Raw genomic sequence first — 21,711 nt, forward strand, 5'->3', positions numbered from 1 at the left:
TGTTAATAACTATAACTAAAACAGGTTAGTTCATTTGGTTATTTGTTATTTCTATCCCTTCTTTAATTGTTACTATCCCCGCCGTTAACCTTATCTTCAGTTTGGGTTTTATTGCTTAAATCCGCTTTGCTTACTGGAACATGACAACGCATGACGACACAGGCCCCACCTTCCGCTCTGCTACCGCTAAACCCGGAGCAACTGGCACGCCTTCAGGCGGCCACGACCGATTTCACTCCCGCACAGCTTGCGTGGGTTTCTGGCTATTTTTGGGGCGTGCTGAATCAGCAGCCAGGCAGCAATGCGGCGACTCCTGCGCCTGCTGCTGAAATGCCTGGCATTACGCTTATCTCCGCCTCGCAAACCGGTAATGCGCGTCGTGTGGCGGAAGCCCTGCGCGATGATCTGATCGCTGCAAAGCTCAACGTCACTCTCACCAATGCTGGCGACTATAAATTCAAACAAATCGCCAATGAGAAATTGCTGATCGTAGTGGCGTCGACGCAAGGGGAAGGTGAACCGGCGGAAGAAGCCGTAGCGTTGCATAAATTCCTGTTCTCGAAAAAAGCGCCGAAGCTTGATAACACCGCTTTTGCCGTGTTTGGTCTTGGTGACACTTCTTACGAGTTTTTCTGTCAGTCAGGAAAAGACTTCGATGCAAAACTGGCTGAGCTGGGCGGTGAACGCTTGCTTGACCGCGTGGATGCCGACGTCGAATACCAGGGCGCGGCAGCCGAATGGCGTGCCCGTCTGGTTGATGTCCTGAAAGCGCGTGCCCCTGCGGCATCGTCTGTGCAAGTTGCTGCGAGCGGTGCGGTAAACGAAGTACACACCAGCCCGTACACCAAAGAAGCGCCACTGACGGCGTCGCTTGCGGTGAATCAGAAAATCACTGGTCGCGACTCGGAAAAAGATGTGCGCCATATTGAAATCGATCTCGGCGATTCCGGCCTGCGCTACCAGCCGGGCGATGCCTTAGGAGTCTGGTATCAGAACGATCCTGAGCTGGTCAAAGAGCTGGTTGAATTGCTGTGGCTGAAAGGAGATGAGCCGGTCACGGTTGACGGCAAAACCCTGTCGCTCACCGAAGCGCTGCAGTGGCATTTCGAGCTGACGGTTAACACCGGCAATATCGTCGAGAACTATGCCACTTTAACCCGTAGCGAATCCCTGCTGCCGCTGGTGGGTGATAAGGCACAGTTGCAGCATTACGCCGCAACCACGCCAATCGTCGATATGGTGCGTTTCTCTCCGGCGCAGCTGGATGCCCAAACGTTGGTTGATCTTCTGCGCCCGCTGACGCCGCGTTTGTATTCTATTGCCTCTTCCCAGGCGGAAGTGGAAAGCGAAGTGCACGTCACCGTGGGCGTGGTGCGTTATGACATTGAAGGTCGTGCCCGTGCTGGTGGCGCGTCCAGTTTCCTCGCCGATCGCGTGGAAGAAGAGGGCGAGGTGCGCGTGTTCATCGAACACAACGATAACTTCCGCCTGCCGGCTAACCCGCAGACACCGGTGATTATGATTGGACCAGGCACGGGGATTGCGCCGTTCCGTGCATTCATGCAGCAGCGTGCGGCTGACGGAGCCGAAGGCAAAAACTGGCTGTTTTTTGGCAACCCACACTTTACCGAAGATTTCCTGTACCAGGTGGAATGGCAGCGTTACGTCAAAGAGGGCGTACTGAGCCGCATCGATCTCGCCTGGTCGCGCGATCAAAAAGAAAAAGTCTACGTACAAGATAAACTGCGCCAACAAGGTGCGGAACTGTGGCGCTGGATAAACGACGGTGCCCACATTTATGTCTGCGGCGACGCTAATCGCATGGCGAAAGACGTTGAGCAGGCTTTGTTGGAAGTGATTGCCGAATTCGGTGCTATGGATATCGAAGCGGCGGATGAATTTTTAAGTGAGCTGCGCATTGAGCGCCGTTATCAGCGAGATGTCTACTAATGAGCGAAAAATACCCAGGACCATTGGTGGTCGAAGGCAAGCTGTCCGACGCTGAGCGTATGAAGCTGGAAAGCAACTATCTGCGCGGTACGATTGCCGAAGATTTAAACGACGGCCTGACCGGCGGCTTCAAAGGCGATAACTTCCTGCTGATCCGTTTTCACGGTATGTACCAGCAGGATGACCGCGATATCCGCGCCGAACGAGCCGAGCAAAAGCTGGAGCCGCGTCACGCGATGCTGCTGCGCTGCCGTCTGCCGGGTGGGGTGATCACCACCAAACAGTGGCAGGCGATCGACACGTTCGCCCATGACAACACAATTTACGGCAGCATTCGTCTGACCAACCGTCAGACCTTCCAGTTTCACGGCATTCTGAAGAAGAACGTTAAGCCGGTACACCAGATGCTGCATTCGGTCGGGCTGGACGCGCTGGCGACCGCCAACGACATGAACCGTAACGTTCTGTGTACCTCTAACCCGTACGAGTCCGAGCTGCACGCCCAAGCCTATGAATGGGCGAAGAAGATCTCCGAACATCTGCTGCCGCGTACTCGCGCCTATGCAGAAATTTGGCTGGATCAGGAGAAGGTAGCGACCACCGACGAAGAGCCGATCCTCGGCCAAACCTATCTGCCGCGTAAGTTTAAAACCACGGTCGTAATCCCGCCGCAGAACGACATCGATCTGCACGCCAACGATATGAACTTCGTGGCGATTGCCGAAAACGGCAAGCTGGTGGGCTTTAACCTGCTGGTCGGCGGTGGTTTGTCGATTGAGCACGGCAATAAGAAAACCTACGCCCGCACCGCGAGCGAGTTCGGCTATCTGCCGCTGGAGCACACCCTGGCGGTAGCAGAAGCTGTGGTGACAACGCAGCGCGACTGGGGTAACCGTACCGATCGTAAAAACGCCAAAACTAAATACACGCTTGAACGCGTTGGTATCGACACGTTCAAAAAGGAAGTGGAGCGTCGCGCGGGTATTAAATTTGAGCCTATCCGCCCGTACGAGTTCACCGGTCGCGGCGATCGTATTGGTTGGGTAAAAGGGATCGACAATAACTGGCACCTGACGCTGTTTATTGAAAACGGCCGTATCCTGGATTATCCGGGCCGTCCGCTGAAAACCGGCCTGCTGGAGATCGCGAAGATCCACAAAGGGGATTTCCGCATCACCGCCAACCAGAACCTGATCATTGCTGGTGTGCCGGAAAGCCAAAAAGCGAAGATCGAGAAGCTGGCGCGCGATCACGGATTGATGAATGCGGTGAAGCCGCAGCGTGAAAACTCGATGGCCTGCGTGTCGTTCCCGACCTGTCCGCTGGCGATGGCGGAGGCCGAACGTTTCCTGCCATCGTTCACTGATAAAGTGGAAGCTATTCTCGAAAAACACGGCATTCCTGACGAGCATATCGTGATGCGCGTTACAGGCTGCCCGAACGGCTGCGGCCGCGCGATGCTGGCGGAACTGGGCCTGGTGGGTAAAGCCCCGGGGCGCTACAACGTACACCTTGGCGGTAACCGCATGGGCACGCGCATTCCGCGTATGTATCGCGAAAATATTACGGAATCGGAAATTCTCGACTCCGTTGACGAACTGGTTGGTCGCTGGGCGAAAGAGCGCGAAGCGGGTGAAGGCTTCGGTGATTTTACGGTGCGTGCGGGCATCATTCGCCCGGTGCTCGATCCCGCCCGGGATTTCTGGGAGTAACCACGAGAGGTAATTATGTCCGTACTCGATCTAAACGCCCTTAATGACCTGCCAAAAGTCGACCGCATTCTGGCGCTGGCGGAAACCAACGCACAGCTCGAAAAGCTGGACGCCGAAGGGCGCGTGGCGTGGGCGCTGGAAAACCTGCCTGGTGAATATGTACTGTCATCAAGCTTTGGTATCCAGGCGGCAGTAAGCCTGCACCTGGTGAATCAGATTCACCCGGATATCCCGGTGATCCTCACCGATACCGGCTATTTGTTCCCGGAAACCTACCAGTTTATTGATGAGTTAACGGACAAGCTCAAGCTTAATCTGCAAGTCTACCGGGCGAAGGAGAGCGCGGCCTGGCAGGAAGCGCGCTACGGCAAACTGTGGGAGCAGGGCGTTGAAGGCATTGAGAAATACAATGAGATCAACAAAGTCGAGCCGATGAACCGCGCGCTTAAAGAACTCAATGCGCAAACCTGGTTTGCCGGTCTGCGCCGCGAACAGTCGGGCAGTCGGGCGCATTTGCCGGTGCTGGCTATCCAGCGCGGCGTGTTTAAAGTGCTGCCGATCATCGACTGGGACAACCGTACCCTTTACCAGTATCTGCAAAAGCACGGCCTGAAATACCATCCACTGTGGGATCAGGGCTATCTGTCAGTTGGTGATACCCATACCACCCGCAAATGGGAGCCGGGTATGGCGGAAGAAGAGACGCGGTTCTTCGGATTGAAGCGCGAGTGCGGATTGCACGAGGGGTGATAGTCTCATCAGCACCGGAAAATAGAGGGAAATATTTCTGGTGCTTATTTATATAATTCATCTTATTCATATTTATTATTATCTTGCATAAATACTTTATTTTGCGCGTTAAGGTGTGATTCTGATCACCGATATTATTTCTTAGTCTGTAATTCTCTTAATATATTTGGATTCGGACTTGTTATTAATAAATGGCTAATTACGCACCTTATTTTGCTTACTGGGGAAAAACCAGTAAAAAGGAAAATATTCACGACCAGGGGGATGCATACCATTTGCTGCCCTATCACTGTCTGGATGTGGCGGCCTGCGGTTGGCAAATGGTGATGCGCAATCGCTTTCATGCGGCAGATATCTTTGCCGAATTAGGTTTCTCCCGGGAAGAGGCTGCGCGCTGGTTTGCCTGGATACTGGGGCTCCACGATATAGGGAAATTCGCGCGGGGTTTTCAGCAGCTCAATAAGACGTCTTACCCGGATTTGGTGCCCGGTATCAGCGGGATTGGCTATCCTGAACGACACGACTCGCTGGGATACTGGTTCTGGCAGGGGTTGAGAAAAGCATGGCCCAATGCGTTACCTGCGTTAACACGCGAAAGTGAAAGAACGCTGGATATCTGGCTCAACGTCGTCACCGGTCATCATGGTCTTCCGCCATTAAAGGATGTCAAAGGAAGCGTTGCTTTTACCCCCGAAGACAAAGTGGCTGCCGAAGAATGGATGGCGGCGCTCTCTTCTCTCCTCAATGTCACTGATTTCCCCGACCGGTTTTGCGACAAAATCTGGCGTAAAAAACTCTGTCAACAAAGCTGGCTGCTGGCTGGACTGACAACGCTTGCGGACTGGATGGGATCGAACCAACATGATTTTCCACTGGTCAGTACCGTTATGCCAGATAGCGCGTACTGGCAGAGGGCCTTAGCACAGGCCACGCACGCGCTGGCGCAACTTCCTCAGCTTTCTTCGGTAGATACCCACCGTAATCCGGCCGATCTGTTCCCGTTTATTCAGCACTTAACGCCGCTTCAGCAAAGCGCTATGGACATAGCGATTTCAGCCGAAGGCCCACAACTTTTTGTACTGGAGGATGTGACCGGTGCAGGCAAAACGGAAGCGGCGCTGATCCTCACCCAGCGGTTAATGGCTCAGGGGAAAGGTGACAGCCTGTACGTTGGACTGCCGACTATGGCAACCTCAAACGCCATGTTTCAACGGCTGGCAACGGCTTATCGCGCGTTATTTGTAGCAGAGCAACGCCCGTCGCTGGTGCTGGCGCATGGCTCAAGCGGCATGTCGGAGGCCTTCACGCATTCCCTGTGGTCATCGCGGAATGCCGGACAATCTGCCTATATACCGGATGAACAGGCTGCCAGCAGTACCTGCAATATCTGGTTTGCTGATTCACGCAAGAAATCGCTGCTGGCTGAGGTGGGGGTCGGAACTCTCGATCAGGCATTAATGGCCGCCATGCCATTTCGTCATCAGTCTCTACGTTTGCTCGGGCTGTATCGCAAGATCCTGCTTTTGGACGAAGTACATGCTTATGACAGCTATATGGTGCGTCTGCTGGAAGGGCTACTGACCTTTCATGCGGCTCAGGGCGGTAGCGTCATCATCCTGAGCGCCACGCTGCCCTCGTCTTTACGCCATACGTTACTGAATGCTTTCCAGCGCGGTATTAACGGTGCTCCCGTTATTGCCGATCAAAATGCAGGCTATCCCTGGCTTTCGCATCTCAGTTCGCAGGGGGTATCTGAACGCTATATTCCCACGCGTCCTGAAGTGGCTCGTCGCGTTGCGGTGCAGTGGCTCAACGATCCGGACAGCGCCCGCGAACTGATCCTCCGCACCGTTGAAAGCGGGCAATGCATCTGCTGGATCCGTAACACGGTGGATGACGCGATTACCGTCTATCGCCAGTTGCTGGATAGCGGGCTTGTTCCACCAGAAAACCTGCTGTTGTTCCACAGTCGTTTTGCATTTATCGATCGTATGGCAATAGAAAATCGGGCGCTGGAATGGTTCGGAAAATCAAGCACACCAACGTTGCGGCGCGGCAAAGTGCTGATCGCAACACAGGTTGTGGAACAGAGTTTGGATCTGGATATCGACGTCATGATTAGCGACCTGGCCCCGGTCGATTTATTGATTCAGCGCGCAGGACGTTTACAGCGCCATATTCGCGATCGACACGGGGCGCTAACCGGGCAGATGCCAGATGGTCGTCTGTCTCCAGCGTTGCACATTCTGGCGCCGGAGTGGCAACCGGAAGCGGAAAGTGGCTGGCTGGGTGAACATCTCAAAGGTACAGGCTATGTCTACGAAGACCACGCTTGCCTGTGGCGGACACAGGCAATATTGCGCGACAAAGGGGAGATTCGCATGCCGGAAGATGCGCGCGAACTGGTGGAAAGCGTATACGAAGCATGGATAGCCGCGCCCGTTGGCCTGCAAGCTCAGGAGGATAACGTTTACGGCAAAGATCTCAGTGTGAAGGCTGCCGCAAAGCAAAACATTCTGGATTGGGAAACAGGCTATCACCGTACCGCAAGCATGGCGGGATGGAGTGACGACGTGGAACTTTCCACCCGATTAAGCGAGCCCACCGTCGATTTGTTTCTTGCCTGGCGGGCAGAGGGAGGATCGCTGCAATCCTACGCCCGGCTGGAACCGTTTTCCTGGCAACAAAGTCGCCTCTCGTTGCGGGAAACGCTATGGCAGAAAATTGCTGCTAACGCGCCGTGTTTGCAGGGGGAAGAACTCGAACATTTTCGCCACGAAATTCACAACCCGAATGCACAGGTGCTGCTACTTACAGAGGGGGACGCGTCGGCAGTTTATAGCAAGGCGTGGGGGTTATCGAGCCAGCATTTGCAGTAATTTATTTCAGGAGGAATCATGTTTTCACTTATCACGGAGCCCTGGCTGCCGGTTATCGACAGGCAGGGGCAGCGGCGAAAAATTTCGCCAGGCGAGTTGGCTGATAATGACATTATCGAACTGGCGTGGCCGCGCGCAGATTTTCAGGGGGCGGCATATCAGTTATTGATTGGCCTGCTACAAACGGTATTCGCGCCGGAGGATGAAGAACAGTGGGAGGATATCTGGGAAGATGGTATCGATCCGGACCGCTGGCAAAAAGCGCTGGAACGCGTGGCGGTTGCCATGCAGTTTGGCCCACAGAAACCCGCTTTTTTGCAGGATTTTTCTGGGCTGGATGTTAAAAATAGCGCAATCGCCAGGTTATTGATTGATGCTCCCGGCGGCAACACTGTTAAGTTAAATAAAGATCACTTCGTAAAACGTCGTATTTATCGGCATTTTTGCCCGCACTGTGCAGTGATGGCGCTTTATACCGTTCAGACCAACTCCCCTGAGGACGGAGCCGGGGGGCGTACCAGCATGCGCGGCGGTGGACCGCTGACGACGCTGTTAATGCCAGTTCAGCCAAATGAGCCGCTGTGGCGCAAACTTTGGCTGAATGTTATGCCTGGGCAGCAGCAATGGCAGGATGAGCAACTGGCTCTGATTTTCCCGTGGCTGGCCGCAACCCGCAGTAGTGAAACGTCAAAAAATAGGGTGACGCCCGAAAATGCACATCCGCTCCAGGCCTATTGGGGCATGCCGCGACGGCTGGAAATTGATTTCAGCCATACGCAAAGCGGCGAGTGTGATTTGTGCGGTGAGCCTCATCCTGCATTGCTCAGCCAGATCCGCAGCAAAAACTACGGCGTGCAGTATGACGGCTGGGTTCACCCGCTTTCACCGTATCGAAAAGCGCTGAAAGACGCGGCGTCATCGATGCTGGCGCTCAAGGGACAACCTGGTGGTCTGGTCTATAAAGACTGGCTGGGGCTGGCGATGAAGACGGAAGATAAACTGAATTGCACGATCCCTGCACGCGTTGTGCTCGAGAATCCAGAGCCGGGAGCTACCGGATTATGGTGCTTTGGTTTTGATATGGATAAAGCCAAGGCGCGCTGTTGGTATGAGCATCGTTTACCTCTGATCGCGCTATTTGCCGATGAAGCGGAAAGCTTTAAAGACCTGCTTTCAATTGCACTCGAACTGGCGATCTCCGTTCGACCTCTTCTCGTTCAGGCGCTTAAACAGGCCTGGTTCGGGAGTCCTAAAGAGGCGAAAGGGGATTTCAGTATGGTGGATATCGCCTTCTGGCAGCAGACCGAGCCAGGATTTCGTCAGCTATGGCAGACGTTAAGCCAACATCCTTCTTCTCTTCAGCCTCAGGCGCGCGCCGCGCTGCGGGAGTGGGGAGAGAACCTGCAACGCGGGTTGCTACAAATATTCGACCAGAGCGCTTTTACCAACCCCGATAATACGGCTGATTTGCAACGAATTTTGTCTGCCCGGCTCAGTCTTATCAAGAATGTCAAAAAACTCACCAGCCTGAAAACACTGAAGGAGCTCGCTATGGAACATAAGGAGCAGGCGAATGTTTGAAACTAACACCGGAAAAGAGCTGATTATTATCGACGGTGCGCCTGGCATTATTCGCCGTTGGTTTCGGAGTTTGCAGGAACGCAATAGCGTCGATGCTGCTTTTACAGGCAATGGTCGGGCCTGGCGAGCAGAGCTGCGTCATGCGGTTTTACCGTATGGGGCGCTCACCAGCCAGGCTTTTCATCATCTGAACCGTGCGCTGACGGACGTAGAAAAGCAGGCCAGCGACAAACTGGCATTAGCCATTTTTACAGGCATTGCGGCCCATGCCCATCACGACAACGCCACCGGCTCTTTCGCCCGCCAGCTTGGTGAAGAGATTAAAAGCGGCCCCTGCCTTTCACGTCAGCGTTTCGATCGCCTGTTGGCGGTCAGAACCCCGGCGGAACTCTCCAGTCAACTGATTCGTGCGGTAAAACTGCGCGGTGACCAGGGCGTTAACCTTGTGTCGCTGGCTGACGGGGTTTTCTTATGGATGCGTGAATGGCAGGCGAAAGAAGCACATCTGGCGGCTGAAAGTAACCCTTTTAAGCGCCTCTCCGTACGCTGGGCCAGTGAATATCTGCAGGCTGGCGAAAAATCTCCCAGGAACAAATAAAAAGGATTTCACTCATGACGACATTTATTCAATTGCATATTCTGACGGCTTACGCCCCCGCTAACCTGAACCGTGATGATACCGGACGTCCGAAAACCGCCATTATGGGCGGGGTAGAGCGTCTTCGGGTCTCCTCACAAAGTCTCAAGCGCGCATGGCGTACCTCGGAAGTTTTTGAAAGCGCTCTTAGTGGACATATTGGCACCCGTACTCGCCGTCTGGGCAGTGAGATTTATAAACATCTGCTGGCTGGTGGAGTTGCAGAAAAGATGGCGCTTTCCGCCGCTGGAAAAATAGCCAGCCAGTTCGGCAAATTAAAAGCCGATAAAAATGCGAAGGCGGAAGAGAACCTGAATATCGAACAACTGGTGCATATCAGTCCGGATGAATACCGGCATATAAACCAACTGGTTGAAACGCTGATTGCGGATAAACGTGAACCGGAAGTGAGCGAGCTGAAGCTGTTACGTGAAACTGCCAGCGGCGTTGATATCGCGCTGTTTGGTCGCATGCTGGCGTCCAGCCCGGCGTTTAACGTTGAAGCCGCTTGCCAGGTGGCTCATGCTCTTGGCGTCAGCGCCGTTACGGTTGAAGAGGATTTCTTTACGGCAGTGGACGATCTGAACCGTAAAGAGGATGACGCCGGGTCGGCGCATATGGGTGAGAAGGGCTTCGCCTCTGCGTTATTCTATTCTTATATTTGCATCAGTCGCGACCTGTTACTGGAAAACCTCAATGGTGATAAAGCCCTGGTCGCGCGAACCCTTAAGGCGCTGGCCGAAACGGCGCTCACCGTCTCGCCAACCGGAAATCAGAACAGCTTTGCCTCGCGTGCTTACGCATCTTACGCACTGGTGGAAATGGGACGCCAGCAGCCTCGCGCGCTTTCAGTCGCTTTCTTTAATCCTGTTCGTGGAGAAGATCAGCAGACACAGGCCATTCAACGCCTGAAAGAGCAGCGGCAGAAGTTTGAACGCGCTTACGGGTCACGTGAGGGGGAGCGCCACTACGAGATGAATGTGGAATCGGGCGAAGGTTCGCTCCAGGAACTGCTGGAGTTTGTCAGCCAGTAAGGAGTTGCGATGTCCCGCTATCTTGTTTTTCAACTTTACGCGCCGTTGATGTCCTGGGGCGAAGCCGCCGTGGGCGAGGTGAGGCACAGCAACGCTGTGCCCAGTCGTTCAGCATTATTGGGATTGCTTGCTGCCGCCTGTGGTATCCGGCGTGAGGCTGCTCATCTGGATGAGTTTAACCGACACTACCATTTTGCCATACGACCGTTTTCTTCCCGCGAGCAATGGCTGCGTGACTATCACACTGTCGAAGTACCAAAAGAGAACAGAAAGCGCATTTATTTCACTCGGCGTGATGAGCTGGTTCTGGGGCAGGAAGATCTCAACAATCCGATGATCACCACCCGCGAATATCGGTGCGATGCGCTGTTTCATATTGCTGTTAAGGAAACTGAAGGGGCACCGATAGTTTTGGAAAAACTGGCAGCTGCGCTGGAGGAGCCTGTATTTCCTCTGTATCTGGGGCGAAAATCTTGTCCTCCAGCCCTGCCGCTGGCGCCGCTGATACTGGACGGAACGTTGGCCCACGTTTTTTACCAGGCAGAGCAGGCGTTGATTTGCCCGGAACTGGCGGCAATCACTACCGCGTCCGATCTTTGCTATTGGGAAGGCGAGCCGCAGGGCGTTGTGCCTGCTATTTCCGTTCAGAGAAGCGATCAGCCACTCAGTAAAGTACGCTGGCAGTTTACTACGCGTAGTCAGTTTGCAGGCCAGCTCAGGGAGGAAAAATAATGTTTCTGTCACGCGTAACGCTGGACCTCGGCAAGCTAACGCCTGAAATGATGCAGAAGTGGCAGAGCGCCAGCCCCTATGCCAGTCATCAATGGCTTTGGCAGCTTTTTTCTCATCAGGATGAACGCCGTTTTCTGTTTCGCCATGAGTCTGCAGAACGGGGTGAGCGTTTTTATGTGCAGTCGGATGTTCCACCTCTAGATGGGCATAATATTTTTGCCGTAGAGAGTAAACCGTTTCAGCCACATCTGACAAAAGGCATGTTTCTGTATTTTTCGCTACGCGCGAACCCCGTTATCACCCGATCCGGTAAGCGTAGCGACGTGATGATGGATGCCAAATACCAGGCAAAGCAGAAAGGGATACCTGCTGAACAACACTGGCCACTGCAAATCATCGCGGCGAATAACTGGCTACGCCGTCAGGGGGAACAGCATGGTTTCATGCTTCCTGATAAGCAGGATTACGTGGTGAGTTACCAGCAACAACGTTTCAGTCGACTGACCGGGGAACGTCCTATCAGTTTTGGTAGCGTTGATTTTGCGGGACTGTTACGGGTAGACGATGTGACGCGTTTCTCTCACGCTCTCAGGAATGGGTTTGGTAAAAGCAAAGCGCTAGGCTGCGGTCTGATGTTGATTCGGCGAGGGGAACAATGAATTGGCTACCGCTGAGCCCCATCCCAATGAAAGATCGTACCTCAATGATCTTTCTGCAATACGGGCAGATTGATGTGATCGACGGTGCGTTCGTGCTGATCGACAAAACGGGAATACGAACGCATATTCCGGTGGGATCGATAGCCTGCATTATGCTGGAGCCAGGCACGCGCGTTTCTCATGCCGCGGTGCGACTGGCGGCAACCACAGGTACCTTACTGGTATGGGTTGGTGAAGCAGGTGTACGACTTTACGCCTGCGGACAGCCGGGAGGCGCGCGTTCAGACAGACTGTTGTATCAGGCAAAGCTGGCGCTGGATGAAGAACTCCGGCTGAAAGTAGTGCGTAAAATGTTCGAATTGCGTTTTGGTGAGCCTGCTCCCAGCCGTCGCTCCGTTGAACAACTCCGCGGCATCGAAGGCGCGCGGGTACGCCAGAGCTATGCTCTGCTGGCAGAGCGCTACGGTGTGAAGTGGCATGGTCGACGTTACGATCCTAAAGACTGGGGAAAGGGCGACACGGTTAATCAGTGTATTAGTGCTGCCACATCCTGCCTTTATGGTATTACCGAAGCCGCGGTATTAGCCGCAGGTTACGCACCTGCTTTTGGTTTTGTGCATTCCGGTAAGCCGCTCTCTTTTGTGTATGACATTGCTGATATCGTCAAATTTGATGGTGTTGTTCCGGTTGCTTTCGAGATTGCTGCCCGTGCGCCAGTCAGTCCAGATAAAGAGGTTCGTCTGGCCTGTCGGGATATATTCCGCAGCCAGAAAACGCTGGCGCGGATCATCCCATTGATTGAGGAAGTACTGGCTGCCGGGGAAATTGAAATCCCTAAACCTTTTGCAGATGCCCAGCCTCCGGCGATCCCTGAGCCTGTTTCATTGGGCGATGCAGGTCACAGGGGGTAGCGCATGAGTATGCTTGTTGTTGTCACCGAAAATATTCCTGCTCGTTTGCGCGGTCGTCTGGCTGTCTGGTTATTAGAAGTTCGCGCAGGTGTTTATGTTGGCGATACCTCACTTCCCCGCGCCAGCGGGGATAAACCGACGATCCCGATATTTGGTTAGAGGCAATCGGTGTGTTCCCCGCGCCAGCGGGGATAAACCGCCATTCGACGAAATCAGGAGCATGGCGGATGAGTGTTCCCCGCGCCAGCGGGGATAAACCGCCGTTCCGGTTATCTTGCCTGTCTGGTCAATAGTGTTCCCCGCGCCAGCGGGGATAAACCGCAGGCCATAACCGGGCGCTACACGCTCTCATAGTGTTCCCCGCGCCAGCGGGGATAAACCGCATCACGCCAGGGGCGCACCAGGCAGACGCATGTGTTCCCCGCGCCAGCGGGGATAAACCGTTGATAAAACAGTATGGGGTGCTCATCGTCTTGTGTTCCCCGCGCCAGCGGGGATAAACCGATTCTGCTGCTACGACGGGTTTTAGTTTTTTGCGTGTTCCCCGCGCCAGCGGGGATAAACCGCTGAATCGTTCACAAATAGCCGGGATTTTCAAGTGTTCCCCGCGCCAGCGGGGATAAACCGAATTTTTTTCCGGTACAGAACAAGAAGCAGAAGTGTTCCCCGCGCCAGCGGGGATAAACCGCTCACCGTTTGCGTGGCACCATTGAACGGGCTGTGTTCCCCGCGCCAGCGGGGATAAACCGAAACGCAACGCGGCCTAACCTGGTACAACTATGTGTTCCCCGCGCCAGCGGGGATAAACCGGTCCAGCAAACGTCACGAGCACCAAAGATACTGTGTTCCCCGCGCCAGCGGGGATAAACCGGGCAAGCAAAACGGGCTGGTTAGCTGGAACGAGTGTTCCCCGCGCCAGCGGGGATAAACCGCCCTAAAAATAATGATATAGCAATACCGATTTGTGTTCCCCGCGCCAGCGGGGATAAACCGGTTGCTGTGATTTCGATTATTGGTTTTTTTGTGTGTTCCCCGCGCCAGCGGGGATAAACCGAAAACGCTCCAAATAAATAATCATCGAAGTGTTCCCCGCGCCAGCGGGGATAAACCGGCGACCGCGCCGATTTAGCATAAACTGCATTGGTGTTCCCCGCGCCAGCGGGGATAAACCGCGAGGTAACGGAGCGAGCAACGAACCTGTACCGTGTTCCCCGCGCCAGCGGGGATAAACCGCGATTCGGGCGAATAGCTGTAACCTTCCGGCAGTGTTCCCCGCGCCAGCGGGGATAAACCGGGCGAAACACCGCGTAAATTGGGAGGCTATCAGTGTTCCCCGCGCCAGCGGGGATAAACCGGATTTATTACATCGCACGTTCCGTTAATAGCGGTGTTCCCCGCGCCAGCGGGGATAAACCGCGCCGGGATTCATCGTCACGACGCGGATAGCCGTGTTCCCCGCGCCAGCGGGGATAAACCGATTATCAGCATGCATTAGAGCGTATTGCGGATGTGTTCCCCGCGCCAGCGGGGATAAACCGAACCAGTTTCGATAACAAAGGCGGTGGTGTTAGTGTTCCCCGCGCCAGCGGGGATAAACCGATCTCACTTTATTTCTTAAACGCCTTCGTAAAGTGTTCCCCGCGCCAGCGGGGATAAACCGGACGGTATTATTTTTACTGAGCCTACGCGCACGTGTTCCCCGCGCCAGCGGGGATAAACCGGGCGTGGTTTGGCCGTGGTGATACCTGCCAGTGTGTTCCCCGCGCCAGCGGGGATAAACCGAGATCTCGTTACGGATGACAGGGCTTGTAACCGTGTTCCCCGCGCCAGCGGGGATAAACCGATACCTGAAAATAAAATAAAAACATCCTGGTTGTGTTCCCCGCGCCAGCGGGGATAAACCGCACGCGAGGTGATTGCCCCGGGCGCTCCCCGTGTGTTCCCCGCGCCAGCGGGGATAAACCGGAAGAGCGGTTCCTCGTGCTGGTGGTGGATGGGTGTTCCCCGCGCCAGCGGGGATAAACCGGCTGGCCGAACATTCCATTACCACCGGTTCCGGTGTTCCCCGCGCCAGCGGGGATAAACCGCAAAATATTAAAGTCGATGCCCTTGGTTTTAAGTGTTCCCCGCGCCAGCGGGGATAAACCGCTGCATGAATAGTATAAACATTATTGTTAACGGTGTTCCCCGCGCCAGCGGGGATAAACCGGCGCCCGCGCCGATTTAGCATAAACTGCATTGGTGTTCCCCGCGCCAGCGGGGATAAACCGCCCTGGCGGGCAATCCATGCCTGGTTATGGCCGTGTTCCCCGCGCCAGCGGGGATAAACCGAAACTCGGCATTACCAAAGGTATCTGGCGTCAGTGTTCCCCGCGCTAGCGGGGATAAACCGGGATTTTATTTCTGACGCAGCAAACCACGCCGGTGTTCCCCGCGCCAGCGGGGATAAACCGCTACCTATTGCGCTATCTGTCAGCGGCTAACCGTGTTCCCCGCGCCAGCGGGGATAAACCGGTGCTGCAAAAAGAGCTAATTGGGACCAATGAGTGTTCCCCGCGCCAGCGGGGATAAACCGTAGGCGGCTTGAATCCGTCGCGGTTGCATCCAGTGTTCCCCGCGCCAGCGGGGATAAACCGGAGACAAACAGTGAGCAAACAAAAACCGACGAGTGTTCCCCGCGCCAGCGGGGATAAACCGCCGGTGATATCGAAATCAAGCGTGAGCATCGTGTGTTCCCCGCGCCAGCGGGGATAAACCGGTTTATTGCTTTAACGCTGATGGCGCTGATCAGTGTTCCCCGCGCCAGCGGGGATAAACCGGGGAAATACGACTGTTTCCGTGGGCAGCCGCTGTGTTCCCCGCGCCAGCGGGGATAAACCGGAATTTAAAATGACAACCACTATCAATCTCGCGTGTTCCCCGCGCCAGCGGGGATAAACCGCGCGCGCGCGTTTCCGCTGGCAACACAGAGAGGTGTTCCCCGCGCCAGCGGGGATAAACCGTCCCCCAATGGCTTCAATTTTACGGTGGTGATGTGTTCCCCGCGCCAGCGGGGATAAACCGTTCCACAACAACAACAGCCCGACCTTTCCCCAGTGTTCCCCGCGCCAGCGGGGATAAACCGTTTATTAACGAGTCTGTCAAACTTGACTCTAAGTGTTCCCCGCGCCAGCGGGGATAAACCGGCTATGAACAGTGAGCGCCGCCGAGTTGGTGGGTGTTCCCCGCGCCAGCGGGGATAAACCGTTAATCCCATGGTCATATCACGGTAATTCACAGTGTTCCCCGCGCCAGCGGGGATAAACCGTTAATCCCATGGTCATATCACGGTAATTCACAGTGTTCCCCGCGCCAGCGGGGATAAACCACGAGGCACAAAGCGAGGTAACGGAGCGAGCACGTGTTCCCCGCGCCAGCGGGGATAAACCGTCGCTCAGCTAGAGGGGAAGCGTTCAAAGATTGTGTTCCCCGCGCCAGCGGGGATAAACCGCAGATTACGGCGGATGAATACGCATACGTGCGGTGTTCCCCGCGCTAGCGGGGATAAACCGAAAACGGTCCCATCCGACAAAAATAACCATCAGTGTTCCCCGCGCCAGCGGGGATAAACCGCATTACCCGGTCATCATTATGGACAGTATCGAGTGTTCCCCGCGCCAGCGGGGATAATCCACTTTGAAAGCAGAAATATTATGGAGCTGGATGGGTTACGAGGATTTACCCGCCTTTGCCAGTTCTTTCACCAGCGGGAGCATAATGCGTACCACGTCGCGGCTACGGTGCTCTATCCTGCCCGGTAAGGCTTTATCGATATGCTGCTGGTTATCCAGTCGCACATCGTGCCAGCTGTTGCCTGCCGGGAACGAGGCGCTTTTGGCGCGCTGTTGATAGCCATCTTTCTTGCCCAGACTCCAGTTGGTTGCTTCAACGGAGAGCACGGCAATGCCCGCATCGTCGAAGACCTCTGCATCGTTACAACATCCAGTACCTTTCGGATAGTTTTTGTTCAGTCCCGGATTGGTGCTGGCTACGATACCGCGGCTGTGCGCGATGGCCAGCGCCCGGTCACGCGTCAATTTTCGCACCGCTTCCGGGGTTTTCTTACCGCTATTGAAATAGAGCTTATCGCCGACGATCAGGTTATCGAGGTTGATAACCAGCAGCGTATTTTTCTTCTCGGCGGCGCTCATTCGCTTCAGGATGTTCTCCGCGCCCAGTTTGCCTTCTTCCTCGCCGCTGGTGGCGATAAATCGAATGCCGTACTGCGTCGGCACGTCTTTGAGTTTTTCCGCCAGTTCCAGCATCACGCCAAGTCCTGCGGCGTTGTCATCAATACCTTGCAGGGTCAATCCACCCAGATTGGCATCGGAATCGGCGTCGCTCTGCGCGGCGTAGGTGTCGAGGTGCGCCATGATAATAATCTGCTGTGGCGCTTTACCCTCATGTGCGGCAATAACGGTACTTCCCGTGACGTTATGCCAGTTTTTACGGTTATTTTTGGCGGTATAAACATAACGGCTATTAAACGTTCGAATATCACTGCTGTAGCCCATCTGCTGAAATTGCTGACGGATATAATCAGCAGACAACATTTCTGCCGGAGAGCCCGTTACGCGGCCTGGGAAAAACGTTGCGATATATCGAGCCTGGGTATTTGCGATATCTCCAGGTTTGGAAGATGTTGCCTGTGCGGGAAGGATAAAGCACGCGCCGAGCGCCAGGATTGCAAGAAGGGGGCGCGTTGCGGAAAACATAATGAGTCCTTAAATACCAAGCAGAAATTTTTAGCCGCTAGTATGAAACCGTGATCGAGGTAAAACAATTTCATTTGCTCCTAAATGCCCGAAATTCGGTAGCTTAAGCACTTTTTGATATTTGCTTTTCCGGATCGTTATTCCTTTGAGGAACTACTCATTCCAATTCGTAATTTCATTCGCCCTCTTGCCCTCCCTATAGTCAGGTTATCTGAGCATCGTTAGCAAAATAACGGCATTACATAGGAACGGTTATGGATCAAAAACGACTTACCCACCTGCGGCAACTGGAAGCGGAAAGCATCCATATTATTCGTGAGGTGGCCGCCGAGTTTTCGAATCCGGTGATGATGTATTCCATCGGCAAAGATTCCAGCGTAATGCTGCATCTGGCGCGTAAAGCGTTTTATCCTGGCACGTTGCCGTTCCCTCTGCTGCACGTTGATACCGGCTGGAAATTCAGCGAGATGTACGAGTTTCGTGACCGCACGGCGAAAGCCTACGGTTGTGAACTGCTGGTGCATAAAAACCCGGAAGGGGTGGCGATGGGCATCAACCCGTTTGTTCACGGTAGCGCCAAGCATACCGATATTATGAAAACCGAAGGGTTGAAGCAGGCGTTGAACAAATACGGTTTCGACGCCGCGTTCGGTGGCGCTCGTCGTGACGAAGAGAAATCGCGTGCCAAGGAGCGCATTTATTCTTTCCGCGATCGTTTTCATCGCTGGGACCCTAAAAATCAGCGTCCGGAACTGTGGCATAACTACAACGGACAGATTAACAAAGGCGAAAGCATTCGCGTATTCCCGCTCTCCAACTGGACTGAACAGGATATCTGGCAGTACATCTGGCTGGAAAATATCGACATCGTGCCGCTGTACCTGGCGGCGGAGCGTCCGGTGCTGGAACGCGACGGCATGCTGATGATGATTGATGACGACAGAATCGATCTGCAACCGGGTGAAGTGATTAAAAAACGCATGGTGCGTTTCCGTACGCTCGGCTGCTGGCCGTTAACAGGCGCGGTGGAGTCGAATGCGCAGACGCTGCCGGAAATCATCGAAGAGATGCTGGTCTCAACCACCAGTGAACGTCAGGGCCGCGTGATTGACCGCGACCAGGCGGGCTCCATGGAGCTGAAGAAACGTCAGGGGTATTTCTAAGGAGCCGCCATGAACACGACACTTGCACAACAAATTGCTAATGAAGGCGGCGTTGAAGCCTGGATGGTCGCCCAGCAACACAAAAGCCTGCTGCGTTTTTTAACCTGCGGTAGCGTGGATGACGGGAAAAGCACCCTGATTGGTCGCCTGCTGCACGACACGCGTCAGATTTATGAAGACCAGCTTTCATCGCTGCACAACGACAGTAAACGTCACGGTACTCAGGGCGAAAAGCTCGATTTGGCGTTATTGGTTGACGGCTTGCAAGCCGAGCGCGAGCAGGGCATCACCATCGACGTGGCTTACCGTTATTTCTCTACCGAGAAGCGTAAATTTATTATTGCGGATACTCCCGGCCATGAGCAGTACACTCGCAACATGGCGACCGGTGCGTCGACCTGCGACCTGGCGATCCTGCTGATCGATGCGCGTAAAGGCGTGCTGGATCAGACCCGTCGTCACAGCTTTATCTCCACGCTACTTGGGATCAAACACCTGGTGGTGGCGATCAACAAAATGGATCTGGTGAACTTTAGCGAAGAGACATTTAACCGCATTCGCGAAGACTATCTTACTTTTGCTGAACAGTTGCCGGGCAACCTGGATATCCGGTTTGTGCCGCTCTCTGCGCTGGAAGGCGACAACGTGGCTTCACAAAGCGCCAGCATGTCGTGGTACAGCGGTCCGACGCTACTGGAAGTACTGGAAACCGTTGAGATCCAACGCATAGTTGATACTCAGCCGATGCGCTTCCCGGTGCAGTATGTGAACCGACCGAATCTGGATTTTCGTGGTTATGCCGGGACGCTGGCCTCCGGTAGTGTGAAGGTAGGGCAACGCGTCAAAGTGCTGCCATCCGGCGTTGAGTCGAGCGTGGCGCGGATCGTAACCTTTGATGGCGATTTACAGGAAGCGCATGCGGGTGAAGCGATCACCCTGGTATTGAAAGATGAGATCGATATCAGCCGTGGCGACCTGCTACTTGATGCCGGTGAAGCGTTACCTGCGGTACAAAGCGCTGCCGTTGATGTGGTGTGGATGGCGGAACAACCGTTGTCGCCTGGGCAGAGCTACGACATCAAAGTCGCCGGTAAGAAGACCCGCGCACGCGTTGATAACGTGCAGTACCAGATTGATATTAATAACCTGACCCAACGTGATGTTGAAGCGTTGCCGCTAAACGGCATCGGTCTGGTTAATCTGACTTTTGATGAGCCGCTGGTGCTGGATACCTATCAGCAGAATCCGGTTACGGGCGGGCTGATTATCATTGACCGCCTGACCAACGTTACCGTTGGCGCGGGGCTGGTACGTGAGCCAATCGTCCAGGAGCACACCGCGGCTTCTCAGTTCAGCGCGTTTGAGCTGGAGCTTAATGCGTTGGTGCGTCGCCATTTCCCGCACTGGGGCGCGCGCGATCTGCTGGGAGGAAAATAATGGCGCTGCATGACGAAAACGTCGTCTGGCATGCCCATCCTGTTACACCGCAACAGCGGGAACAACGCCACGGTCATCGTGGTGTTGTGCTGTGGTTTACCGGGCTGTCTGGTTCCGGTAAATCTACGGTAGCAGGGGCGCTGGAAGAGGCGTTGCACAAGCTGGGAGTGAGTACCTATTTGTTGGATGGCGATAACGTGCGCCACGGCCTGTGCAGCGATCTTGGGTTTAGCGATGCCGATCGTAAGGAGAATATTCGTCGGGTTGGCGAGGTGGCTAACCTGATGGTGGATGCGGGTCTTGTGGTGTTGACCGCCTTTATCTCTCCACATCGCGCCGAACGCAAAATGGTCCGTGAACGCGTTGGCGAAGGGCGTTTTATTGAGGTTTTTGTGGATACACCGCTGGCAACGTGCGAATTACGCGATCCAAAAGGGCTGTATAAAAAAGCGCGGGCGGGTGAGTTGCGCAATTTCACCGGAATTGATTCCGTATACGAAGCGCCTGAATCGCCAGAGATTCACCTTGATGGTGAACAATTGGTAACAAATTTGGTACCCCAATTATTAGACCTGCTGAGGCAGGAAGATATTATCAGATCCTGAGACACCCGAGCTTGTATGCCCGGTCAGTCACGGTCACAGGATTAGATATGCGTAACAGCCATAACATTACTATTACAGAGTCAGATACCTTCGCCGCCGACGATGAAACCACCTGGTCACTACCGGGTGCCGTGGTCGGTTTTATCGCGTGGCTGTTGGCGCTGGGGATTCCGTTTCTGATTTATGGCCCTAACACACTCTTTTTCTTCATTTATACCTGGCCCTTTTTCCTCGCATTGCTGCCCGTGGCGATTGTCGCGGGTATTGCGCTGCACTCCCTATTGAAGGGGCTGTTGTTGTTGAGCATTACCTGCACCCTGCTGGTGGTTGGGGCGATGTTTGGCGCGCTATTTCTGTGGTTGTTGGGTTAGGCAAACGCCTTTTTTTAACAATCGCTGATGTTGTTCACTCTCTGGTCATAATTCAAACCGTAACCAACAATGAGATTATGTTCTCCTTACACGGGGTATACGTAACAACGGGCAAATGTGGTACATTTGCCCGCGTTGTCGCGGCATTCCCGACCGTTGATGTAAAGTTGTCTGCGGAAGTTATGGGATGTTAATGCCGTTTTTCAGGGGGCAGGATGGGTAAACTAACGCTGCTGTTGCTGGCTTTATTGGTCTGGCTGCAGTATTCGCTGTGGTTCGGTAAGAACGGCATACATGACTATAGTCGCGTCAACGATGATGTTGCTGCGCAGCAAGCTACGAACGCGAAACTTAAAGCACGTAACGATCAGCTCTTTGCCGAAATTGACGATCTCAATGGCGGACAAGAGGCTATTGAGGAGCGCGCGCGCAACGAACTCAGTATGACTAAGCCGGGCGAAACCTTTTATCGTCTGGTGCCTGACGCGTCTAAACGCGCTCAGACTGCAGGGCAAAACAATCGATAAACCGTCCAG

At 54.3% G+C, this 21,711-nt stretch carries 16 protein-coding genes, 1 pseudogene and 1 CRISPR repeat array; of the genes and pseudogenes, 16 read left to right on the forward strand and 1 reads right to left on the reverse strand.

Features of this window, described 5'->3' with window-relative positions:
* Positions 1–150: 150 nt before the first annotated feature.
* The 11 genes and pseudogenes from cysJ to OGW44_RS23565 form a co-directional block, all read left to right on the forward strand.
* Entirely contained in the window at positions 151–1,950 is a 1,800-nt protein-coding gene (gene cysJ, locus OGW44_RS23515) for an NADPH-dependent assimilatory sulfite reductase flavoprotein subunit (RefSeq protein ID WP_185654467.1), read from the forward strand.
* Positions 1,950–3,662 carry an assimilatory sulfite reductase (NADPH) hemoprotein subunit gene (gene cysI / locus OGW44_RS23520; protein WP_046274900.1) on the forward strand — a complete coding sequence of 571 codons (1,713 nt, stop codon included), beginning with the start codon at positions 1,950–1,952 and terminating at the stop codon, positions 3,660–3,662. Before cysJ ends, cysI begins: the two co-directional genes overlap by 1 nt.
* A gap of 15 nt (positions 3,663–3,677) precedes the next feature.
* On the forward strand, positions 3,678–4,412 hold the full coding sequence (cysH, locus tag OGW44_RS23525; RefSeq protein ID WP_185654468.1) for a phosphoadenosine phosphosulfate reductase: 735 nt from the start codon (positions 3,678–3,680) through the stop codon (positions 4,410–4,412).
* A gap of 191 nt (positions 4,413–4,603) precedes the next feature.
* A complete protein-coding gene (gene cas3 / locus OGW44_RS23530) occupies positions 4,604–7,291 on the forward strand; it encodes a CRISPR-associated helicase Cas3' (protein ID WP_185654469.1) in 2,688 nt (895 codons plus the stop codon).
* An 18-nt stretch (positions 7,292–7,309) separates the two neighbouring features.
* The gene (gene casA, locus OGW44_RS23535) at positions 7,310–8,872 is read left to right on the forward strand and encodes a type I-E CRISPR-associated protein Cse1/CasA (RefSeq protein ID WP_185654470.1); all 1,563 of its coding nucleotides are present in this window, start codon (positions 7,310–7,312) and stop codon (positions 8,870–8,872) included.
* Positions 8,865–9,470 carry a type I-E CRISPR-associated protein Cse2/CasB gene (casB, locus tag OGW44_RS23540; RefSeq protein WP_053090388.1) on the forward strand — a complete coding sequence of 202 codons (606 nt, stop codon included), beginning with the start codon at positions 8,865–8,867 and terminating at the stop codon, positions 9,468–9,470. Before casA ends, casB begins: the two co-directional genes overlap by 8 nt.
* Positions 9,471–9,484: 14 nt before the next feature.
* The gene (gene cas7e / locus OGW44_RS23545) at positions 9,485–10,543 is read left to right on the forward strand and encodes a type I-E CRISPR-associated protein Cas7/Cse4/CasC (RefSeq protein WP_049268521.1); all 1,059 of its coding nucleotides are present in this window, start codon (positions 9,485–9,487) and stop codon (positions 10,541–10,543) included.
* A 9-nt stretch (positions 10,544–10,552) separates the two neighbouring features.
* Positions 10,553–11,275, forward strand: coding sequence for a type I-E CRISPR-associated protein Cas5/CasD (gene cas5e, locus OGW44_RS23550; RefSeq protein WP_185654471.1), 723 nt, complete (start codon positions 10,553–10,555; stop codon positions 11,273–11,275).
* Positions 11,275–11,934 (forward strand): type I-E CRISPR-associated protein Cas6/Cse3/CasE, encoded by a 660-nt coding sequence (gene cas6e, locus OGW44_RS23555; protein WP_049268523.1) that lies wholly within the window; start codon positions 11,275–11,277, stop codon positions 11,932–11,934. Before cas5e ends, cas6e begins: the two co-directional genes overlap by 1 nt.
* The gene (gene cas1e / locus OGW44_RS23560; RefSeq protein WP_185654472.1) at positions 11,931–12,845 is read left to right on the forward strand and encodes a type I-E CRISPR-associated endonuclease Cas1e; all 915 of its coding nucleotides are present in this window, start codon (positions 11,931–11,933) and stop codon (positions 12,843–12,845) included. Before cas6e ends, cas1e begins: the two co-directional genes overlap by 4 nt.
* A gap of 9 nt (positions 12,846–12,854) precedes the next feature.
* Positions 12,855–12,908: pseudogene (locus OGW44_RS23565) on the forward strand (type I-E CRISPR-associated endoribonuclease Cas2e); the annotation flags it as partial.
* A 46-nt stretch (positions 12,909–12,954) separates the two neighbouring features.
* Positions 12,955–16,518: direct repeats of the CRISPR family, unit length 29 nt; unit sequence GTGTTCCCCGCGCCAGCGGGGATAAACCG.
* Between the two features lie 34 nt (positions 16,519–16,552).
* Here the strand turns inward: OGW44_RS23565 and OGW44_RS23570 are convergent.
* The gene (locus OGW44_RS23570; protein WP_019077559.1) at positions 16,553–17,599 is read right to left on the reverse strand and encodes an aminopeptidase; all 1,047 of its coding nucleotides are present in this window, start codon (positions 17,597–17,599) and stop codon (positions 16,553–16,555) included.
* 254 nt (positions 17,600–17,853) lie between these two features.
* Here OGW44_RS23570 and cysD point away from each other — a divergent pair, with 254 nt between their 5' ends.
* The 5 genes from cysD to ftsB all read left to right on the forward strand — a co-directional run bounded on the left by cysD (position 17,854) and on the right by ftsB (position 21,702).
* Positions 17,854–18,762 (forward strand): sulfate adenylyltransferase subunit CysD, encoded by a 909-nt coding sequence (gene cysD, locus OGW44_RS23575; protein WP_003034152.1) that lies wholly within the window; start codon positions 17,854–17,856, stop codon positions 18,760–18,762.
* 9 nt (positions 18,763–18,771) lie between these two features.
* Positions 18,772–20,199 (forward strand): sulfate adenylyltransferase subunit CysN, encoded by a 1,428-nt coding sequence (gene cysN / locus OGW44_RS23580; RefSeq protein WP_016154213.1) that lies wholly within the window; start codon positions 18,772–18,774, stop codon positions 20,197–20,199.
* A complete protein-coding gene (gene cysC, locus OGW44_RS23585) occupies positions 20,199–20,804 on the forward strand; it encodes an adenylyl-sulfate kinase (RefSeq protein ID WP_019077557.1) in 606 nt (201 codons plus the stop codon). Before cysN ends, cysC begins: the two co-directional genes overlap by 1 nt.
* A gap of 47 nt (positions 20,805–20,851) precedes the next feature.
* Positions 20,852–21,175 (forward strand): DUF3561 family protein, encoded by a 324-nt coding sequence (locus tag OGW44_RS23590; protein WP_016154211.1) that lies wholly within the window; start codon positions 20,852–20,854, stop codon positions 21,173–21,175.
* Positions 21,176–21,390: 215 nt separating this feature from the next.
* Positions 21,391–21,702: a cell division protein FtsB gene (gene ftsB / locus OGW44_RS23595; protein ID WP_003034163.1), complete on the forward strand. Its 312-nt coding sequence runs from the start codon at positions 21,391–21,393 to the stop codon at positions 21,700–21,702.
* The last annotated feature ends 9 nt before the right edge of the window (positions 21,703–21,711 follow it).

Source organism: Citrobacter sp. Cb023, from assembly GCF_030336805.1.
Classification (GTDB): domain Bacteria; phylum Pseudomonadota; class Gammaproteobacteria; order Enterobacterales; family Enterobacteriaceae; genus Citrobacter; species Citrobacter braakii.

Excerpts from the sequence above, each read along its gene's own strand:
- cas1e (WP_185654472.1), top strand. The coding sequence starts at position 11,931 with ATGAATTGGCTACCGCTGAGCCCCATCCCAATGAAAGATCGTACCTCA.
- cysD (WP_003034152.1), top strand. The coding sequence starts at position 17,854 with ATGGATCAAAAACGACTTACCCACCTGCGGCAACTGGAAGCGGAAAGC.
- ftsB (WP_003034163.1), top strand. The coding sequence starts at position 21,391 with ATGGGTAAACTAACGCTGCTGTTGCTGGCTTTATTGGTCTGGCTGCAG.
- cysH (WP_185654468.1), top strand. The coding sequence starts at position 3,678 with ATGTCCGTACTCGATCTAAACGCCCTTAATGACCTGCCAAAAGTCGAC.
- OGW44_RS23590 (WP_016154211.1), top strand. The coding sequence starts at position 20,852 with ATGCGTAACAGCCATAACATTACTATTACAGAGTCAGATACCTTCGCC.
- OGW44_RS23570 (WP_019077559.1), bottom strand. The coding sequence starts at position 17,599 with ATGTTTTCCGCAACGCGCCCCCTTCTTGCAATCCTGGCGCTCGGCGCG.
- cysC (WP_019077557.1), top strand. The coding sequence starts at position 20,199 with ATGGCGCTGCATGACGAAAACGTCGTCTGGCATGCCCATCCTGTTACA.
- cas5e (WP_185654471.1), top strand. The coding sequence starts at position 10,553 with ATGTCCCGCTATCTTGTTTTTCAACTTTACGCGCCGTTGATGTCCTGG.
- cysJ (WP_185654467.1), top strand. The coding sequence starts at position 151 with ATGACGACACAGGCCCCACCTTCCGCTCTGCTACCGCTAAACCCGGAG.
- cas6e (WP_049268523.1), top strand. The coding sequence starts at position 11,275 with ATGTTTCTGTCACGCGTAACGCTGGACCTCGGCAAGCTAACGCCTGAA.
- cysN (WP_016154213.1), top strand. The coding sequence starts at position 18,772 with ATGAACACGACACTTGCACAACAAATTGCTAATGAAGGCGGCGTTGAA.
- casA (WP_185654470.1), top strand. The coding sequence starts at position 7,310 with ATGTTTTCACTTATCACGGAGCCCTGGCTGCCGGTTATCGACAGGCAG.
- cas3 (WP_185654469.1), top strand. The coding sequence starts at position 4,604 with ATGGCTAATTACGCACCTTATTTTGCTTACTGGGGAAAAACCAGTAAA.
- cysI (WP_046274900.1), top strand. The coding sequence starts at position 1,950 with ATGAGCGAAAAATACCCAGGACCATTGGTGGTCGAAGGCAAGCTGTCC.
- casB (WP_053090388.1), top strand. The coding sequence starts at position 8,865 with ATGTTTGAAACTAACACCGGAAAAGAGCTGATTATTATCGACGGTGCG.
- cas7e (WP_049268521.1), top strand. The coding sequence starts at position 9,485 with ATGACGACATTTATTCAATTGCATATTCTGACGGCTTACGCCCCCGCT.